At 72.8% G+C, this 17,381-nt stretch carries 14 protein-coding genes; 5 read left to right on the top strand and 9 right to left on the bottom strand.

The window, feature by feature from the left end; translation table 11 throughout:
* Nucleotides 1-32 precede the first annotated feature (32 nt).
* Complete coding sequence (locus tag DQ392_RS11330; protein WP_114015426.1) at nt 33-602, top strand: DoxX family protein; 570 nt, start codon at nt 33-35, stop codon at nt 600-602.
* An 81-nt stretch (nt 603-683) separates the two neighbouring features.
* On the opposite strand, the gene DQ392_RS11325 is transcribed toward DQ392_RS11330, so the two are convergent.
* Together DQ392_RS11325 and DQ392_RS35805 are read right to left on the bottom strand one after the other, a co-directional pair.
* Entirely contained in the window at nt 684-896 is a 213-nt protein-coding gene (locus tag DQ392_RS11325) for a hypothetical protein (protein WP_114015425.1), read from the bottom strand.
* Nucleotides 893-2,647, bottom strand: coding sequence for a PspC domain-containing protein (locus tag DQ392_RS35805; RefSeq protein ID WP_114015424.1), 1,755 nt, complete (start codon nt 2,645-2,647; stop codon nt 893-895). The genes DQ392_RS11325 and DQ392_RS35805 overlap by 4 nt, the downstream gene beginning before the upstream one ends.
* Before the next feature lie 163 nt (nt 2,648-2,810).
* Here DQ392_RS35805 and DQ392_RS11315 point away from each other — a divergent pair, with 163 nt between their 5' ends.
* The 3 genes from DQ392_RS11315 to DQ392_RS11305 all read left to right on the top strand — a co-directional run bounded on the left by DQ392_RS11315 (nt 2,811) and on the right by DQ392_RS11305 (nt 6,343).
* Nucleotides 2,811-4,160: an ATP-binding protein gene (locus DQ392_RS11315; RefSeq protein WP_114015423.1), complete on the top strand. Its 1,350-nt coding sequence runs from the start codon at nt 2,811-2,813 to the stop codon at nt 4,158-4,160.
* Complete coding sequence (locus tag DQ392_RS11310; RefSeq protein WP_114015422.1) at nt 4,157-4,882, top strand: LuxR C-terminal-related transcriptional regulator; 726 nt, start codon at nt 4,157-4,159, stop codon at nt 4,880-4,882. Before DQ392_RS11315 ends, DQ392_RS11310 begins: the two co-directional genes overlap by 4 nt.
* Before the next feature lie 183 nt (nt 4,883-5,065).
* The gene (locus tag DQ392_RS11305; RefSeq protein ID WP_114015421.1) at nt 5,066-6,343 is read left to right on the top strand and encodes a glycoside hydrolase family 18 protein; all 1,278 of its coding nucleotides are present in this window, start codon (nt 5,066-5,068) and stop codon (nt 6,341-6,343) included.
* Between the two features lie 75 nt (nt 6,344-6,418).
* Here DQ392_RS11305 and DQ392_RS11300 read toward each other — a convergent pair whose 3' ends face one another.
* From DQ392_RS11300 to guaA, 4 genes are all read right to left on the bottom strand, one after another.
* Nucleotides 6,419-7,336 (bottom strand): polysaccharide deacetylase family protein, encoded by a 918-nt coding sequence (locus DQ392_RS11300; protein ID WP_114015420.1) that lies wholly within the window; start codon nt 7,334-7,336, stop codon nt 6,419-6,421.
* A 153-nt stretch (nt 7,337-7,489) separates the two neighbouring features.
* On the bottom strand, nt 7,490-8,038 hold the full coding sequence (locus tag DQ392_RS34430) for a hypothetical protein (protein WP_181856380.1): 549 nt from the start codon (nt 8,036-8,038) through the stop codon (nt 7,490-7,492).
* Nucleotides 8,035-8,319, bottom strand: a complete 285-nt coding sequence (locus DQ392_RS11295; RefSeq protein WP_114015419.1) for a helix-turn-helix transcriptional regulator — start codon at nt 8,317-8,319, stop codon at nt 8,035-8,037. Before DQ392_RS11295 ends, DQ392_RS34430 begins: the two co-directional genes overlap by 4 nt.
* Before the next feature lie 542 nt (nt 8,320-8,861).
* The gene (gene guaA / locus DQ392_RS11285) at nt 8,862-10,448 is read right to left on the bottom strand and encodes a glutamine-hydrolyzing GMP synthase (protein ID WP_114015418.1); all 1,587 of its coding nucleotides are present in this window, start codon (nt 10,446-10,448) and stop codon (nt 8,862-8,864) included.
* A gap of 374 nt (nt 10,449-10,822) precedes the next feature.
* On the opposite strand from guaA, the gene DQ392_RS11280 reads away from it, so the two are divergent.
* Complete coding sequence (locus tag DQ392_RS11280) at nt 10,823-11,113, top strand: chorismate mutase (RefSeq protein ID WP_114015417.1); 291 nt, start codon at nt 10,823-10,825, stop codon at nt 11,111-11,113.
* 750 nt (nt 11,114-11,863) lie between these two features.
* Here the strand turns inward: DQ392_RS11280 and DQ392_RS11275 are convergent.
* From DQ392_RS11275 to DQ392_RS11265, 3 genes are all read right to left on the bottom strand, one after another.
* On the bottom strand, nt 11,864-13,699 hold the full coding sequence (locus tag DQ392_RS11275; protein ID WP_114015416.1) for a GMC oxidoreductase: 1,836 nt from the start codon (nt 13,697-13,699) through the stop codon (nt 11,864-11,866).
* 100 nt (nt 13,700-13,799) lie between these two features.
* Nucleotides 13,800-15,431 carry a succinic semialdehyde dehydrogenase gene (locus DQ392_RS11270; RefSeq protein WP_114015415.1) on the bottom strand — a complete coding sequence of 544 codons (1,632 nt, stop codon included), beginning with the start codon at nt 15,429-15,431 and terminating at the stop codon, nt 13,800-13,802.
* Between the two features lie 121 nt (nt 15,432-15,552).
* Nucleotides 15,553-17,367, bottom strand: coding sequence for a serine/threonine-protein kinase (locus DQ392_RS11265; RefSeq protein WP_114015414.1), 1,815 nt, complete (start codon nt 17,365-17,367; stop codon nt 15,553-15,555).
* Nucleotides 17,368-17,381: the final 14 nt, after the last annotated feature.

The raw sequence follows: 17,381 nt of genomic DNA, 5'->3' as shown, positions 1-17,381 counted from the left end.
GAACGCGTTTGCGGAAGGGCGGGAGCCGTGGGATGTCTGTGACAGGTCCGGGCGGAGGCGGGACAGACGAGGGGGCCAAGACCGTCCATGCTTTTCCGGGACCGGTGGCGGGCGCGCCCGTCGGGGTACGGGGGCTCGCGGCGCGGTACGCGCTGCTGCCGCTGCGGCTCTTCCTCGGCATCACCTTTCTGTACGCGGGCATCCACAAACTGACCGACGGCGGTTTCCTGACCGGAAGCGGGCCGGGCTCGTTCGCCGGCACACTGCGGGCCGCGCACGAGACGGCCGCGGCGCCCTGGCTGGTCGACCTGGCCCAGCAGAGTCCGCAGGGCTTCGCAACGGCCCTCTCCGTGGCGGAGATCGCGGTGGGTTGCGGCACGCTGTGCGGCCTGTGGGCGCGGGTCGCGGCGGCCGGTGGGGCGTTGCTGTCCCTGTGCCTGTGGCTGACGGTCAGCTGGTCGAGCGAGCCGTACTACTACGGCAACGACCTGCCGTACCTGATGGCGTGGCTGCCGCTGCTGCTGGCCGGTGCCCCGCTGGTGTCGCTGGACGCACTGCTGGCGGTACGGCGACGGCGCAAGGGGCAGCAGATCTTCGGCTGAGACCGGGACCCGAGAGACCGAGGCCAGGACCGGGACCGTGCCGGGACCGGTCCGGGCACCGAACCGCGCCGGGCCCCGCGCTCACGTCCCGGGGTCCCGCCGCCCCCGCGCGCGGCGCAGCAGGAACGTCAGCAGGGTGACGCAGCCGGCCAGGAGGAAGGCGGCGGGGAGCGCGAGCAGCAGCGCCCAGAACGGCATCTGCACCTTCCCCGCCGCGTCCAGCAGGTACAGCACCGCCATGACGATCATGACGAGGCCGAGCAGCAGCCGGGAGGGCTCGAAGCGGTGCCTCATCGGGTCGCCTCCTGCCCGGAGTGACGGGGCTCCCGGTGAGCGCCCGCCCCCGCGTGCTCGCCCGGACCGACGGCGCCGGGGCCCGTGTCGCCCGGCGTGTCTCCGGGAGCCGTGCCGCCCGGAGCGGGCTCGCCGGGCGGCTGCTGGCGGTCGGAGCGCTCGCCCGAGGGCAGTTCCCGGACGATCTCGACGCGGCCGAGGCCGACGCTCATGTCCAACTCGACCGTCCCCTCCGGCCGCGCGCCGTCGAAGGGGCGCAGGGTGATTCTGCGGGTCGTGCCGAGGCCGCCCGAGCTGTCGGAGACGACGTTCCCGTCCCCGTCCAGGGACCGGGGGAAGACCGTCTCCCCCATTCCGACATCCGTACGCAGCTTGACCACCGCGTTCCGGGGCACCACCACCTTCGCCTCCCCGGCGCCGATCCGCACGCCGCTGCGTACTGTCTGGCCCGCCTTCAGCCCCGCCTCGGTCAGGTCGAGTTCACCCGCTCCGCTTCCCAGCGCGTAGCGCGGTTCGACCTGCTGCGCCCCGGCGGGCACCCAGCGGGTATCCCGTACGTGCGTCGAGATGTCCTTCGGCAGCGCCGCCGCGCCCGCCAGCAGACCCGCCGTCAGTACGAGGCAGAAGAGGGTTCCAGGCCCCGTACGGCCGACGAACGCGCTGACGCCCAGGCCGAGGCCGAAGACCGCCAGTGCGCTGCTCAAGCCGATGACGAGGATCGTGGCCAGCGGGCGCCCTTCCCAGGTGGCGGCGGCGGACACGCCGCCCGCGACCAGCGCCAGCAGGAAGGTGAGTCCGCCGAGCGAGCCGCCGCCCGCGCCCTGCCGCGCGGGCGGGCCGCCCCCGTTGGCTCCCGCGGGGACCGGCACCCCGAACGGCCCGCCGCCCCGCGCGTGGGCGCTCGGCGGCGCCGCGTGCGGACGGGCCGACTCGGGGCCCCACAGGTAGCCGGTGGCCGCGCCCGCGCGGCTCCACGGGCTGGTGGACGCGGTGCCCGCCTCGCTTCCGTCCTTGGTGAGCGGCTCCCGCCACCAGGAGGCGGGTACGGCGACGGGAGGGGCCTGCGTCTCGGGCGGCGCGTCGGCGACGGCGTGCGCCATGGCCGGGTCGACCCGCGCCCCCTCTCCGCGCGCGGCCTCGGCCTGCCGCCGGTGCCGCGACCAGTACGCCGCCCCGGCCACGGTGCCGATCAGCAGGACGGAGAAGGGCACGCTGCGGCCGCCGAGGGAGGCGAGGAAGAGGCCGCAGCCGACGAGAGCGACCAGGACCGCGGAGAGCGAGGAGCCTTCCACCCGTCCGGACAGCAGCCGCCGCCCCTCGTTCTGCGACTCCCCCTCGGCGGGGATGAGCAGCCAGGCGAACCCGTAGAAGATGAGGCCGAACCCGCCGACGACGGACAGCACGGCCAGCGGAACCCGGAAGATCACCGGATCGAGGTCGAAGTACCGTCCCAGGCCGCCGCAGACGCCCCCGGCGACCTTGTGCGCACGGCTGCGCCGCAGCCGGCTGTCCTGCGGCGCCCGGGGCGGCGGATTGTGCGCCCCCCACGACGACGCACCCGTACCTGAGGGCGCCCCCGTACCTGAGGACGTTCCCGCGCCGGACGGCGGCCCCGCGCCCGCGCGCGTCCCCGCACCCTCGCGCGCCCCCCCACCGGAGCGCGTCCCCTCCTCTCCGGTTCCGCGCCGCGTGCGGTCCGCGTCGTCCGGTTCCTCCGGGACGCGTTCCCCGCGCTGCTCGTCCTCGCTCATACGCCTATGGTGGCGCCCCGGGCGCGGCCTGGCATCGGGGCCCTACCCGGAGCGATCCCTGAGATCGGCGAGAGCGCCCCGTGCGCCGTTCCCAGGCCGCCTCGGGGGAGCCTCAGGGGTCGACCCTGATGTCCCGGCGCGCCGGGCGTGTGACGATCGGAGCATGACAGCGCCCGCCTCTCCGACCGTGGACGCGCCCTCGCAGGGGCCCGCGTCCGCGGACCCGTCCGCCGAAGAGCCGCCGCAGCGCAAGCTCTACCGCAGCGCGGAGGGGCGGATGCTGGGCGGCGTGGCGCGCGGTCTCGCGGGGCATCTGGCGCTGCCGGTCTCCTGGGTGCGGATCGTCTTCATCGCGCTCGCCCTCGCCAACGGGCTCGGGGTGCTGCTGTACGCGGCGTTCTGGTTCGTCGTCCCGCTCGGCACCGGCGGGGTCGGCGCGGGGCACCGCACCGGTGCGGCGGGCCTGACGGAGGCGGTCACCGACCGGCGCGGGCTGCGCCGCCGGCTGTTCCACAAGCCGGACAAGGGCCAGTTCATCGCCGTACTGGCGCTGGTCGTCGCCATTTTCGTCACCGCGGACAACCTCCAGTTCGGCGCGGCCAACACCTACCTGTGGCCGGTCGTCCTCATCGGGATCGGCGTCGCCCTGGTGTGGCGGCAGGCCGACAACTCCCGCCGCGCCCACTGGGTCGAGGTCGGGCGGCGCGCCAGGCTGCTGCCGCTGGCCCGCAGCGCCGCGGGGGTCGCGCTGGTCGCCGTCGGGGTGACCGGCATCGTGGTCGTGCAGGGCTCGGTCAGCCATCTGGGCTCCGTGCTTCAGGCGGCGCTGGCGGTGCTGGTCGGCATCGCCCTGATGGCGGGCCCTTATCTGGTGCGCATGGTGCAGGACCTCTCCGAGGAACGGCTGATGCGTATCCGCGCCCAGGAGCGGGCCGAGGTCGCCGCGCACGTCCACGACTCCGTGCTGCACACGCTCACCCTCATCCAGCGCAACGCCGACAAGCCCCGCGAGGTCGCCCGCCTGGCCCGCGCCCAGGAACGCGAGCTGCGCGCCTGGCTGTACAAGCCCACGGACGCGGCCGGCAGGACGCGGCCCGTCGAGGAGGAGGACGAGCCCACGACGCTGGCCGAGGGGGTCAAGGCCACGGCCGCCGAGGTCGAGGACCACCACGGGGTCCCCGTCGAGGTCGTCTGCGTCGGCGACTGCCCTCTCGACGAGGCGCTGGGCGCGCAGCTCCAGGCCGCGCGCGAGGCGATGGTCAACGCCGCCAAGTACGGTGGCGAGGGCGGCGCCGTGCAGGTCTTCGCCGAGGTGGAGGGGCGTACCGTCTTCATCTCCGTACGGGACCGCGGTCCGGGCTTCGACCCGGACACCGTGCCATCGGACAGGATGGGCGTACGCGAGTCCATCATCGGCCGGATGCGCCGCAACGGCGGCACGGCACGGCTGCGCACCGCACCGGGCGAGGGGACCGAGGTCGAGTTGGAGATGGAGAGGGCGGCGGAGTCGTGACGGACGGACCGAACGAGACGGGTGCGGCGGGCGAGGAGCAGGGCGCGGACGCCGGAGGGGACCGGCGGGTCCGGGTCGTCCTCGTGGACGACCACCGCATGTTCCGCGCGGGCGTGCAGGCGGAGATCGGCCGCACCGACGAGACGGGTGTCGACGTCGTGGGTGAGGCGGGCGACGTCGACCAGGCGATGACGGTCATCGAGGCCACCCGCCCCGACGTGGTCCTGCTCGACGTCCACCTGCCCGGTGGCGGCGGGGTCGAGGTGCTGCGCCGCTGCGCGCCGCTGATGGGCGATCCTGACCAGCCCGTCCGTTTCCTCGCGCTGTCGGTCTCCGACGCCGCCGAGGACGTCATCGGCGTCATCCGCGGTGGCGCGCGCGGCTACGTCACCAAGACCATCACGGGCGGTGACCTGGTCGGCGCCATCTTCCGCGTCGCGGACGGCGACGCGGTCTTCTCCCCGCGGCTGGCCGGCTTCGTCCTGGACGCCTTCGCCTCCACCGACGCCCCGCCGGTCGACGAGGACATGGACCGCCTCACCCAGCGCGAACGCGAGGTCCTGCGGCTGATCGCCCGCGGCTACGCCTACAAGGAGGTGGGCAAGCAGCTGTTCATCTCCGTCAAGACGGTCGAGTCCCACGTCTCGGCGGTGCTGCGGAAACTCCAGCTGTCCAACCGCCACGAGCTGACCCGGTGGGCGACGGCGCGGCGGCTGGTGTAGGGCGCGCCGCGGGAGAAGACCTGCTCGCGGCGGTGGAGTGAACCGAACCGTGGGTCCGCCCGTGTCTGGGGGCGGTGCCTGCGGTGCTGAGAGTGTTCCGAACGTTGCTGGACTGCTCCAGTCCTGCTCCGTCCGCGCGAGCGGACGACGGGCACCTTTCCGCACCCCCTACGCGAGGTGACCATGTTCGGATCTGACAGCAGACAGGACTTCTCAGACGACCGGGGATCCCGCCGCGGCCTCTTCGCCGTGATAGCCGCGCTGTGCGCGGCGGCCGTGGCCGTGACCCTGATCACCGTCAACACCACGTCAGGCGACGACGGCAAGCGGCCGGACCTGGCCGCTGCCGCGGACTCGTCGGCAGCAGGAAAAACCGTCGGCTACTTCACCAACTGGGGCGTCTACCAGCGCAATTACCATGTAAAGAATATTGAGACCTCCGGCTCGGCGGACAAGCTGACCCACATCAACTACGCCTTCGGCAACGTCCAGGGCGGCAAGTGCACCGTGGGTGACAGCTACGCCGACCACGAGAAGGCCTACACCGCCGAGCAGAGCGTCGACGGCCAGGCCGACACCTGGGACCAGCCGCTGCGCGGCAACTTCAACCAGCTGCTGAAGCTCAAGAAGAAGCACCCGAACCTGAAGGTGCTGTGGTCCTTCGGCGGCTGGAGCTGGTCCAAGGGCTTCACCGAGGCGGCCAAGAACCCGGACGCCTTCGCCGAGTCCTGCTTCAACCTGGTCAACGACCCGCGGTGGAAGGGCCTCTTCGACGGCATCGACATCGACTGGGAGTACCCCAACGCCTGCGGTCTCGGTTGCGACACCAGCGGCCGTGACGCGTTCACCAACCTGATGAAGTCGCTGCGTGGCAAGTTCGGCGACAAGCTGGTGACCGCGGCCATCACCGGGGACGCCTCCAAGGACGGGAAGATGCAGGCCGCCGACTACAAGTCGGCCGCGCAGTACGTCGACTGGTACCTGCCGATGACCTACGACTACTTCGGCGCCTTCGACCAGCAGGGGCCCACGGCACCGCACTCGCCGCTGGACGACTACAACGGCATCCCCAAGGAGTCGTTCAGCACCGCGGCGGCCATCGCGAGGCTCGTCATGAGCGGAGTGCCCAGGGACAAGGTACTGATGGGGCTCGGCTTCTACGGCCGCGGCTGGAGCGGGGTGACGCAGTCGGAGCCCGGCGGAACGGCGACGGGCCCGGCGCCCGGCACCTACGAGCAGGGCATCGAGGACTACGAGGTGCTCAAGACCCGCTGCCCCGCCACCGGCAAGGTCGGGGGCACCGCCTACGCGCACTGCGGCGACCAGTGGTGGAGCTACGACACCCCGGAGACCCTGCACGGCAAGGTCGACTGGGCCAAGCACCACAAGCTGGGCGGCACCTTCCTGTGGGAGCTGAGCGGTGACACCCCGGACGGAGAGCTGATCAAGGCCATCCGGTAGGCGATCACCACGCAGACGAGGCCCCGCGGCACGGTTCCGCGGGACCTTGTCGCGTCTCTCCCCGGGGCGCGGTGCTCACGCCTCTGGGCGTACGCAGGTGTAGCCCTGCTCCAGCAGTACGGGCAGGTAGCGGTCGACGGCCTGGACGGTCTGGTCGCGGCGGCCGCCGCCGTCGTGCTGGAGGACGATGGCGCCGGGGGTGGCCTTGTCGAGGACGGCGCGCACGATGGTGGTCGTGCCGGGGCGTGACCAGTCGCGGGTGTCCAGGGACCAGCCCATCGGCTCCATGCCCAGGCGGGCGCAGATCTTCAGCGAGGGGGCGTGCCAGTCTCCGTAGGGGGCGCGGCACCAGGTGGGCGGGGCGCCGAGCACGCGGTCGATGAGTTCGCTGGTGCGGGAGAGTTCGCTCTCGATGTCCTTGGTGCGCAGCCGCGTCAGCTGGCGGTGGCTGTAGGAGTGGTTGGCGACGACGTGCCCGTCGGCGGCGATGTCGTGCAACAGTTCGGGGAAGACGGCGGCGTTCTCGCCGACGACGAAGAACGTGGCCTGCACACCGTGCCGCCGCAACACCTCCAGCAGCGCCGGGGTGTGGACGGGGTGCGGCCCATCGTCGAACGTGAGCGCGAGGACGCGGCGCCCGTGGGTTCCGGGGAGCGTCATCTCCGCCTGGGTGCGCACGGGCGGGTGCGCGCTCGGCGCTCCCATCGACGTCTCTCCGGCGAGCGGGCGCAGCCGGTAGCTGTCGGAGGCGGCGTGTTCCGCGTGCTCCGTGTGCGGCAGGCCGCGTACCGGCCGCCTGCCCGCGCCGGCGCCACCGCCGCCCTGCCGCGTCGGGTCGGCGGGGTGCTTCGCGCCGGCGACGGCGTGTCCGTTCCGCCCGGAGTCGTGGTATGCGAACGCTCCGGCAGCGACACCCGTCAGCGCCGCCGTGCCGACGCCGAGGCCGGTGAACAGCAGACCCCGTCGCGTGAAGATATGACAATCAGATCGCATGTCCCCTGCGTAGCACCGGCGCGCCGCGTCACCTGTGACGCGGCGCGCGGGACCGGCGAGTCCACCCGAACAGCGCACACCACGCAGGCGGCACGTACACCGGACGGCCGCCCGGACGGGGCAGGTCAGGTCAGGTGTCGGCGGACGGACAGGTCAGGTGGGGTCCGGCGCGGTCCAGGGCTCGTCGTCTTCCGGTTCGTCCTGCACCCGGAGGGCGGCGATCCAGTGCGGCAGCAGCCAGTGCAGCACGAGGAGACCGAAGCCCGCCGTGGCCAGCGGGGCGGCGAGGGCGTCGAGGCCGGCGCCGGTGAGCCAGGCGGCGTAGAAGCCGAGCAGCGCAGCGGCCATCGCCGAGGAGCTGATCCGGTAGGCCAGCGCGTGCACCGTGCCGCGCTCGGCGAGCTGCCGCTCGTCCAGGACGCGGGGGCGCAGCTCCAGCAGGCCCCGCGTCATGGAGTTGAGGAGTCCCATGAGGGGGATCCAGGCCGGCGCCGCCACCGCGAGGGCGGCCAGCGGCCAGGGGGACGAGACGGCGAGCGGCGTCACCATGCCCGCCACGGCCACGGCCGTGGCCGCGATGTGCGCGACCACGATGCGGCGCCGTGCGCGCCGGGTGGCGTGGTAGCGCTTGGTGCGCCCGTCGTTCATGGTCTTGAGCATCCACGTGTCGTAGCGCGTGGCGTTCGAGCGCGGCGTGGTCATCGCGGCGTCCTCCCCGTGTCGTCGGCGCTGCCCGCCCCGTCGGCCGGGCCGTACAGCTCGTCCGTGAGCGGGCGGAAGGGCTCCAGGGAGAACAGCGCCTCCACCGGGAGCCGGAAGTGGGCGGCGATCCGGAGCGCCAGATCGAGGCTGGGGTTGTACTGCCCGCGCTCGATGTAGCCGATCGTCTGGTAGTGCGCCCCCACCGCCGTGGCCAGCGACTGGCGGGACACCTTCCGCTCCGCCCGCACGACCGCCAGCCTGTTGTGCACCTGCTCGCTCATGTATAAGAACTACTACATCGAGCAGCAGGCCCGCAACACCGTCCGCCTCGCACGCGTGCGCCCCCGTCACCCCACCACCAGCACCACCTTGCCCCGCACGTGGCCCGCTCGCTCTCCGCCATCGCAGCCGCCGCACCCGCTCGGCCAGCCCCTCCCCGCAGCTGACCGGCTCGGCGCCCAACCGCCGTACGTACGCGTGGTTGTGCTCGCTCGCGGTGCCGATGACGCGGATCCCGCGCGCCGCCGCGAGCTGGAGCGCCGGCGTGCCGACCCCGCCGGCCGCCGTGTGGAAGAGCAGCGCCTTTCGAGGGTCCGCCGCCGGTCGCCCGGCGGTGACAGTGGTGCACGAGGAGAACAACCGATGACACTCACCACGCACGCCATGGCCTTCGACCGGTTCGGGGCGGCCGACGTCCTCGTGCCGCACCGCGTCGAGGTGCCCCCGGGGCCGGGGCATTTTCATCCCGCACACACGTGTGCCCCCGTGCTCCGGGCGGAACACGGGGGCACACGGCGGTCGCAGGCGGACCGTCAGGGGAGGTTCACTCCCACTCGATCGTCCCCGGAGGCTTGCTCGTGACATCCAGCGTGACCCGGTTGATCTCGGAGACCTCGTTGGTGATCCGCGTCGAGATGCGGGCCAGCACGTCGTACGGCAGGCGCGACCAGTCGGCCGTCATCGCGTCCTCGGACGAGACCGGGCGCAGCACCACCGGATGCCCGTACGTACGGGCGTCGCCCTGGACGCCGACGCTGCGCACCTCGGCGAGCAGCACCACGGGGCACTGCCAGATCTGGCGGTCGAGACCGGCGGCCGTCAGCTCCTCGCGGGCGATCGCGTCCGCCTCCCGCAGCACGTCCAGCCGCTCACGCGTCACCTCGCCGACGATCCGGATGCCCAGACCGGGGCCGGGGAACGGCTGGCGCTGGACGATCTCCTCCGGCAGCCCCAGCTCCTGGCCGACCTGCCGCACCTCGTCCTTGAACAGCTTGCGCAGCGGCTCCACCAGGTCGAACTCCAGGTCCTCGGGGAGTCCGCCCACGTTGTGGTGCGACTTGATGTTGGCCGTGCCCGTGCCGCCGCCGGACTCCACCACGTCCGGGTAGAGGGTGCCCTGCACGAGGAAGGCAACCGGCTCGTCGCTCGGCGCCTCCGCGACGATCTCGGCCTGCGCGGCCTCGAACACGCGGATGAACTCCCGGCCGATGATCTTGCGCTTCTGCTCCGGATCCGCGACCCCCGCCAGCGCGTCCAAGAAGCGGTCCGCCGCGTCCACGACCTTCAGCTGCACGCCGGTCGCCGCCACGAAGTCCTTCTCGACCTGCTCGGTCTCGCCCTTGCGCATCAGCCCGTGGTCGACGTACACGCAGGTGAGCTGCTCGCCGATCGCCCGCTGCACGAGCGCCGCCGCCACCGCGGAGTCCACACCGCCGGACAGCCCGCAGATCGCGCGCTTGCTGCCGACCTGCGCCCGGATCGCCTCGACCTGCTCGTCGACGATGCTCTCCGTCGTCCACGACGGGGTCAGCCCCGCGCCCCGGTACAGGAAGTGCTCCAGCACCTGCTGGCCGTGCGTGGAGTGCATCACCTCGCAGTGGTGCTGGATGCCGTACAGCTTCCGCTCGTCGTTCTCGAACGCCGCCACGGGCACGAGATCCGTGGACGCCGTGACGGTGAAGCCCTCAGGGGCCGCGGAACACGCGTCGCCGTGCGACATCCACACCTGCTGCTCGTCCGGAGTGCCCTCGAACAGCGTGGAGCCCGACCTGGAGACCGCCAGCGACGTCGCGCCGTACTCGCGGCTGCCCGTGTTGTCGACGGTGCCGCCCAGCGTCGTCGCCATCAGCTGGAAGCCGTAGCAGATGCCGAGAACCGGGACACCCGCCTCGAAGACGCCGCGGTCGAGGGAGGGGGCACCCTCCGCGTACACGGAGGAGGGGCCGCCGGAGAGGATGATCGCCTTCGGGTTCTTGGCGAGCATCTCGGCGGCCGGCATGGTCGAGGGAACGATCTCGCTGTACACCCGCGCCTCACGCACCCGACGCGCGATGAGCTGGGCATACTGCGCGCCGAAGTCGACGACGAGCACGGTGTCCGGGGCGCTGCTCTCGGACGGGTTGGAAGCCACGAAGCTGATGCCTTTCGGCGGTGAAGGGGATGCGCCTTCGATGATACCGATCCCCTCGCGGCCGCATGCCCCGCGCGGGCTCCGGCACCCCGCGGGCGGCGCCCCGGGCCGCGCCGCCGTCCGCTCCGGCGGCCACCGTCCTGGCCGGACGGCCGCAGGAGGCCGTGACATACTGGGCGCGTGTTTACGCAGAGCGCTTTGTGGTTTACCTATGGCACCGGTCCGGCCGGCTGCCATGGTCGACGTTCTGTGTGAGCAAGAGAACACACGACTTCCCCAGGCGCCCCGGGCCGGCCAAGGCCCGGGGCGCCTGTGTGCCGGCTTCCGGGCCGCCGAGGCCCGAGGGCTCCACCGAGCTGAGGAGCTGGCAGTTGATGCGCTCAAGCACCGTCACCCCACCGACCCCGACGACCGCTCCGGACGACCCCGAGGCGGTGATCGCCGCGGAGCGCGCCCGTATCGACGCGCTGGACGCCCGCATCGTGGCGCTGGTCCGCGACCGGATGGAGATCTCGGAGACGATCCAGCGCGTACGGATCGAGTCGGGTGGCCGCCGGGTCCATCTCGCTCGCGAGATGGAGATCCTCGACCACTACAGCAGTGAGCTCGGCTCAGCGGGCCGCGATCTGGCGATGACGCTGTTGCGGCTGTGCCGCGGACACTAGAGCTGTGCCGCGGCACTGGGACTTGTCCTGCACATCCTGTTCCGGCGAGGGGGTGCCACTGCCCGTAGCGTGCGGTCCGCGGGCGGGTTGTGGCTTGTCGCACCGTTCCCCGCGCCCCTTCGGGGGCGCGGGGCCCCGAGGGGGCCTCACCCGTACGGCGCGTGACCGGCCCGGAGGGGCTTCGTTGATCCCGGTGTCCCTGATCTCCGCCGGGCGCCCGGCGGCGAGCGGGGCGGCGTCACCGGAGCGATGAGACGTCCGTCCTTCCCGGGAGGGGAGACGCCGGGCGTCGTGGGACCTCGCTTCGGTGCTGTGACCGGACGGCAGGGGACAGCAGCCCGGTCACGACAGCGGCCGGTCCCGGGGACGCCCTGGGCCGGCCGCTCCGCGGTCTTCCGACGACGCCACAAGCGCGCTGCGGGCTCCGCAGTTGACCGGGGAGACCCCCTGAATCCCGCCCCGTCGAAACGGTTGCGGAAGGTGAGCCGCATCCAGGACGATGCGAGAGCGAGCCCAGCGAGCACACCACTCGACGACCACGGGTCGGCCGTGGCGGACCTCCGCCATTGGTTCGACCAATCCGGCGGCGCTTCCCCCCGGCGCCGCCTCTCAGCACGGGCGCTGCCCTGACGCCGGTGCTGGTCCGAGGGCCCCGCGGCTGCCGCCACCCACCCGGCCGGCGCCACGGGGCCCTTCGTCGTGCCGGCGCCCTGACCGCCGCACCGGCACCGGCGCTCCCGCGAGAGGGGTTCAGTCCGGCGTCCGCGCGTCCCGCGTCGGCACCTCGGGCACCGGCAGCAGCGGCAGCCGCAGTGCCCCGAAGGCGCTCTCGGGTACCGCGGGCTTCGCCGGTGCGACGGGTGCCAACCGCTGGTAGGCGGCGCTCTGGGCGGGACGCGGGTCGCTCTCGCCCTTGTTGGGCCAGAAGGACATGGCGCGTTCCGCCTGTGCGGTGATGGTCAGGGACGGGTTGACGCCGAGGTTCGCGGAGACGGCCGAGCCGTCGACGACGGAGATGCCGGGGTGGCCGTGCAGCCGGTGGTAGGGGTCGATGACGCCGTGGTCGGCGTCCTGTCCGATGGGGCAGCCCCCCAGGAAGTGGGCGGTGAGCGGGGTGCCCATCAGTTCGCCGACGTTGGTGCCGGCGAAGCCGTTGATCTCCTCGGCGAGGGCGGTCGCCGCCTGGGCGCCCTCGGGGATGTGCACCGGGTTGGGGGCGCCGTGGCCCTGCCGCGCGGTGAGCATGCCCTTGCCGAGGCCGCCCTCCTTGCGGTAGGTGGTCAGCGAGTTGTCGAGCGTCTGCATGACGAGCCCGATGATGATGCGTTCGGACCACTTGCGCGCGGACAGCGAGCGGGCGAACAGCGCGGGGTGCCGCAGGCAGGTCAGGACGTGCGCCAGGGCGCCGGGCAGGGTGGTGTTCTGCCGCACCTGGAGGGTGGTCAGTGCGCTCATCGCGTTGGAGCCCTTGCCGTAACGGACGGGCTCGATGTGGGTGTTGGCGTCGGGGTGGACGGAGGAGGTGATGGCGACGCCCTTGGTGAAGTCGAGCTCCGCGCCCTTGCCCCACTTCTTGCGGTAGCGGCGCGCCACGGTCTGCGCGCCGACGAGGGCCTCGGAGTTGGTGCGGGTCAGCTCGCCGAGGCGCGGGGAGAGGCGGGGCAGTGTGCCGGCGTCCTTGACGCGGTGCAGCAGTTTCTGCGTGCCGTAGGTGCCGGCCGCCAGGACGACGCGGCGGGCGCGCAGGACGCGGGGGGCGGCGCGGCGCCTGTCGGTGCGCAGCGTCGCCACCTCGTAGCCGTCCTCGTCGGTGCCCGGGGTGCGCTCGCGGATGCCGACGACGGTGGTGAGGGGGCGGATCTCGGCTCCGGCCTTCTCGGCGAGGTGGAGGTAGTTCTCGTTGAGGGTGTTCTTGGCGCCCCTGCGGCATCCCGTCATGCACTCGCCGCACTCGACGCAGGCGGTGCGTACGGGGCCCGCGCCGCCGAAGTAGGGGTCGGGGACCTGGTCGCCGGGGGCGGTGCGCGCGGTGCCGTCGCCGTCCTCGCCGTCGCCGAAGAAGACGCCGACGGGGGCGAGGTGGAAGGTGTCGCCGTAGCCCATGCGGTCCGCGGCGGCCTTCAGGTGGACGTCCGAGGGGGTGGTGGTGGGGTTGAGGCGGACGCCGAGCATGCGCTTGGCCTGGTCGTAGTAGGGCGCGAGTTCGGCCTGCCAGTCGGTGATGTGGCCCCACTGGCGGTCCTCGAAGAACTGCTTGGGGGGCACGTAGAGGGTGTTGGCGTAGTTGAGGGATCCGCCGCCGACCCCGGCTCCTGCCAGGATCATGACATTGGCGAGCAGGTGGATGCGCTGGATGCCGTAGAGGCCGAGCGAGGGCGCCCACAGGAAGTTCTTCACATCCCAGGAGTTCTTGGGCAACTCGTCCCGCGAGAAGCGCCGACCGGCCTCCAGCACGCAGACCCGGTAGCCCTTCTCGGTCAGCCGCAGCGCCGTGACGGAGCCGCCGAAACCGGAGCCGACGACCAGCACGTCGTAGTCGAACGGGTCTGCTTCCGCCCGCTTTTGGGCAGCGTGGGGTAGGGACACGAGTACCTCCGGTTCTGCGGTGACGGTGCGGGCCGGCCGCCGGTGGGGACGGCGGCGGTTTCACGGGCGGGGCGGGGCCGCCGGGCACGGCGGCGGTCGCTCAGCGGAAGCGGAGCGTCTTGAGCGCCTTGAGGGAGCGCGACATGAACGCGGCGTACGCCTCGTCGCTCATGCCGAGCGACGGCGCCATCGGCAGCACCCGCTGGTGTGCCACCGTCTGCGGCTCGGTGTACTTCAAGATGCCCTCCGAGCCGTGGCGGCGGCCGAGTCCTGAGTCGCCCATGCCGCCCATGGGGGCCTGGGCGCTGCCGTACGCGGAGGCGTAGCCCTCGTTGACGTTCACGGTGCCGGTGCGCAACCGGGCGGCGACCTCGCGGGCGCGGCGGCCGTTGCCGCTCCAGACGGAGGAGTTGAGGCCGTAGGCGCTGCGGTTGGCGAGGTCGATCGCCTCGTCCACGTCGGCGAAGCGGTAGACGGAGACGACGGGCCCGAAGGTCTCCTCGCCGCAGACGGACATGTCCTGCTCGACGCCTTCCAGCACGGTCGGCTCGTGGAACAGCGGGCCGGCGTCCGGGCGGTGCCTGCCACCCGCCAGCACCTTCGCGCCCTTGGCCACGGCGTCCCGTACGTGCCGCTGTACCGTCTCCAGCTGCCGCTCGGAGACCAAAGAGCCCATGTCGGCGCCGTAGGCGAGGGACGTCCCGAGCCGCATGGCCCGCACCCGGGCCAGGAAGCGTTCCAGGAAGGCGTCGGCGACCGACTCGTGGACGTACAGGCGCTCGATGGAGATGCACAGCTGCCCGGCGGAGGAGAAGGCGCCGCGCACCGCGCCCGCCGCCGCCTTGTCGAGGTCGGCGTCGTCCAGGACGAGCATCGCGTTCTTGCCTCCCAGCTCCAGCGAGCAGCCCACCAGGCGGGCCGCGGCGCGCTGGGCGACCTCGCGCCCCGTGCGGGTCGAGCCGGTGAAGGAGACGTAGTCGCCGCGGTCGGCGACCTCGGGGCCGATCACGGGGCCCTCCCCGAGGACGACCTGCCACACGTCTTCCGGCAATCCCGCCTGGATCATCAGGTCGCGGGCCCACAGCGCGGTCAGCGCGGTCTGGGTGTCGGGCTTCATCACCACCGCGTTGCCGGCGGCGAAGGCCGGCAGCGCGTCTCCGACGGACAGCTCGAAGGGGTAGTTCCAGGGCGCGATCTGGCCGACGACGCCCCGGGGGTGACGCAGCTCGGTGACCTTCGTCAGCGCGGGTATCGCCCCTGTGTGCCGCTTGGGCCGCAGGTAGGAGGCGGCCTTGCGGCCGTAGTGGCGGGCGGCGACGGTGACCGCCTGCACCTCCTCGTGCGCGTGCAGCCGCGCCTTGCCGGTCTCCAGCTGGATGAGGTCGAGCACCTCCGACTGGCGGGCCAGCACGAGATCGTGGAAGCGCAGCAGTACGGCGGCGCGCTGCCGCACCGGAAGCGCCGCCCACCGCCGCTGCGCCGCACGGGCCGTCTCGAAAGCGGTGGCGACGTCCTCGGGGGTGGACTCGGGCAGCTCGGCCAGCACGTCTCCGGTGAAGGGGGAGCGACTGGTGGTCTTGCCGCTGCCCACCACGCCGCGGGTCAGCGCCGCGACGAGGTCCCTGGTGACCACGTCGGCCGCGGACCGCGCACCCGCGGGCGCGGGGGCCACCGGATTGCCGTCGGCGGGAGCGGCGGCCGAGGGGTTGGTGCTGTCCAGCGAGTCCGTCATGCGCCCGAGCGTACGACTCGGGGCACCGGCTCGTATACCCAGCGGTAACCCCTTTTCACGGAATCCGCCAGTGATTGCTGGCAACACCGCGCGGGTGCGCCGGACCGTCACTGCCGCACGGTCACAGATCGTGGATCTTCAGGGACTTCTTCGCCTCGTCGAAGACCTGCTCGCCGTCCTGGTGCGACTTCCCCTTGGCGGGCATCTCCACCCTGAGCCGCCAGCGCACGCCGTCACCGTTGACGTAGACCAACTCGTGCCGGAACTTCTTGGGGCCCTCGGGCTCGTCCACGTCGTTGAGGCCCTGGAAGGTGGTGAGGACCTCGGCCGCCTCCTTGCCCTGCTGATCGGCCTCCGTCACCCGGGAGACGACGTTGCCCATCGTGTCGCTGTAGCCGTCCTCCTCGGCGCCGTCCTCGTAGAAGTGCTTCCAGGAGTTGGCCTCCGCCAGCGAGCTGTCCTTGACGCCCTTGCTGGAGCGGCTCAGCTCCATCGAGATGACGCTCCCCGGATCGGTGAAGGCCACCGACTGCTCGTCGGCGCTGCGCTTGTACTCCTCGGGCACGGCCAGCGAGGCCCGCACCCGCTTGTCCTCGTCGCGCGTGTGCCAGCCTTCCGGCGCCTGGTCGGCCGTCAGGACGAAGAACAGCGTGAGCGCGGCCGCGAGCGCGACCACCACGCCGCCCGTGCCGAACTGCCAGCGGCGCTCGGTACGCAGCTTGCCGAAGAACCCGCCCAGCCCGCGCGCGACCGCGCCGCCCCCGCTGCTCCGTCCCGACGCGGCACGCGGCGAGCGCAGCGGCGGACGTGCCACGTCTTCCAGCGTCTGGCGGACCTCCGTCGCGTCCGGACGCAGCGCCGGTTCCTTGGCCAGCAGCCGGGTGAGCAGCATCCCGAACGCACCGGACGCGCTCAGCGCCCGCGCGGGCCGCTGCGGCTCGGACGAGAGCACCGCTTGCAGCGTGGCCGGGCTGTTGGAACGGCGGAACGGGGAGACGCCCTCGGTCGCCGCGTACAGCACCACGCCCAGCGACCACAGGTCCGACTCGGGCCCGGGGCGCTGGCCCAGCACCCGCTCCGGCGCGGTGAACTCGGGCGAGCCGACGAACGTGCCCGTCTCCGTCAGCCCCTGCTCGCCCTGCACCTGCGCGATACCGAAGTCGGTCAGCACCACCCGGTCGTACCGGCCCAGCAGCACGTTGTCCGGCTTCACGTCGCGGTGCAGCACACCCTTCTCGTGGGCGGCGTCCAGCGCCCCCGCCACCGCGAGGCCGATCCGGGCCGCCTCGCGCGCGTCCAGAGTGCCCTCGCCCAGCACGTCGGCCAGCGAACGGCCCTGGACCAGCTCCATGACGATCCACGGCTGGTCGTCCTCGACCACCACGTCGTGGATGGTGACGACGGAAGGGTGCTCGATACGCGCCGCGGTACGCGCCTCGCGGCGCATCCGCGCGTGCATGGTCTCGCGCTCGTGCGGTGAGAGGTGGTCGGGCAGCCGCGGTTCCTTGACCGCCACGTCCCGGTCGACGACCTCGTCGTGGGCCCGCCACACCGTGCCCATGCCACCGTGCCCCAGCCGGGACGCGAGGCGGTAACGGCCGCCGACCAGCCGCCCCGCGCCCGGATCAGCGCCTGTCGCGGGCGGCGTCGGCACCGAGGCCCTGGTCGGCTCGTAGGTGCGCGGATCCCGCGCGGGTGGAGGGCCCGGCTCACCTCGCGACACCTGCGGCGCGTGATGCGCCTCTTGGGGCGCCTGCCCGGCGTTCGGGGGCTGGTGAGGCTGGGAGGCCGGTGCCGCCTGCGAGGGCGGTGGCGTCTGCGGGGCGTTCGGGGGCTGGGAGGGCTGCTGGTCCTGGTGGCTCGCCTGCGCGGGCGGCCGCAGCCCGTAACTGGTCGACTCGTCCAACCGGTGCCCCTGCTCCCCCGAATGCGTCATGGCCTCCACCCTGG

It is taken from the genome of Streptomyces reniochalinae (genome assembly GCF_003323735.1).
Taxonomy (GTDB): Bacteria; Actinomycetota; Actinomycetes; order Streptomycetales; family Streptomycetaceae; genus Streptomyces; species Streptomyces reniochalinae.
This window is presented reverse-complemented; position numbering and strand designations above follow the sequence as displayed.

Bases quoted from the DNA above. Each gene is read 5' to 3' on its own strand.
- DQ392_RS11270 (WP_114015415.1), bottom strand. From the start codon at position 15,431: ATGACGGACTCGCTGGACAGCACCAACCCCTCGGCCGCCGCTCCCGCC.
- DQ392_RS11315 (WP_114015423.1), top strand. From the start codon at position 2,811: ATGACAGCGCCCGCCTCTCCGACCGTGGACGCGCCCTCGCAGGGGCCC.
- DQ392_RS11325 (WP_114015425.1), bottom strand. From the start codon at position 896: ATGAGGCACCGCTTCGAGCCCTCCCGGCTGCTGCTCGGCCTCGTCATG.
- DQ392_RS11330 (WP_114015426.1), top strand. From the start codon at position 33: ATGTCTGTGACAGGTCCGGGCGGAGGCGGGACAGACGAGGGGGCCAAG.
- DQ392_RS11300 (WP_114015420.1), bottom strand. From the start codon at position 7,336: ATGCGATCTGATTGTCATATCTTCACGCGACGGGGTCTGCTGTTCACC.
- DQ392_RS11265 (WP_114015414.1), bottom strand. From the start codon at position 17,367: ATGACGCATTCGGGGGAGCAGGGGCACCGGTTGGACGAGTCGACCAGT.
- DQ392_RS11280 (WP_114015417.1), top strand. From the start codon at position 10,823: ATGCGCTCAAGCACCGTCACCCCACCGACCCCGACGACCGCTCCGGAC.
- DQ392_RS11305 (WP_114015421.1), top strand. From the start codon at position 5,066: ATGTTCGGATCTGACAGCAGACAGGACTTCTCAGACGACCGGGGATCC.
- DQ392_RS11295 (WP_114015419.1), bottom strand. From the start codon at position 8,319: ATGAGCGAGCAGGTGCACAACAGGCTGGCGGTCGTGCGGGCGGAGCGG.
- DQ392_RS35805 (WP_114015424.1), bottom strand. From the start codon at position 2,647: ATGAGCGAGGACGAGCAGCGCGGGGAACGCGTCCCGGAGGAACCGGAC.
- DQ392_RS34430 (WP_181856380.1), bottom strand. From the start codon at position 8,038: ATGACCACGCCGCGCTCGAACGCCACGCGCTACGACACGTGGATGCTC.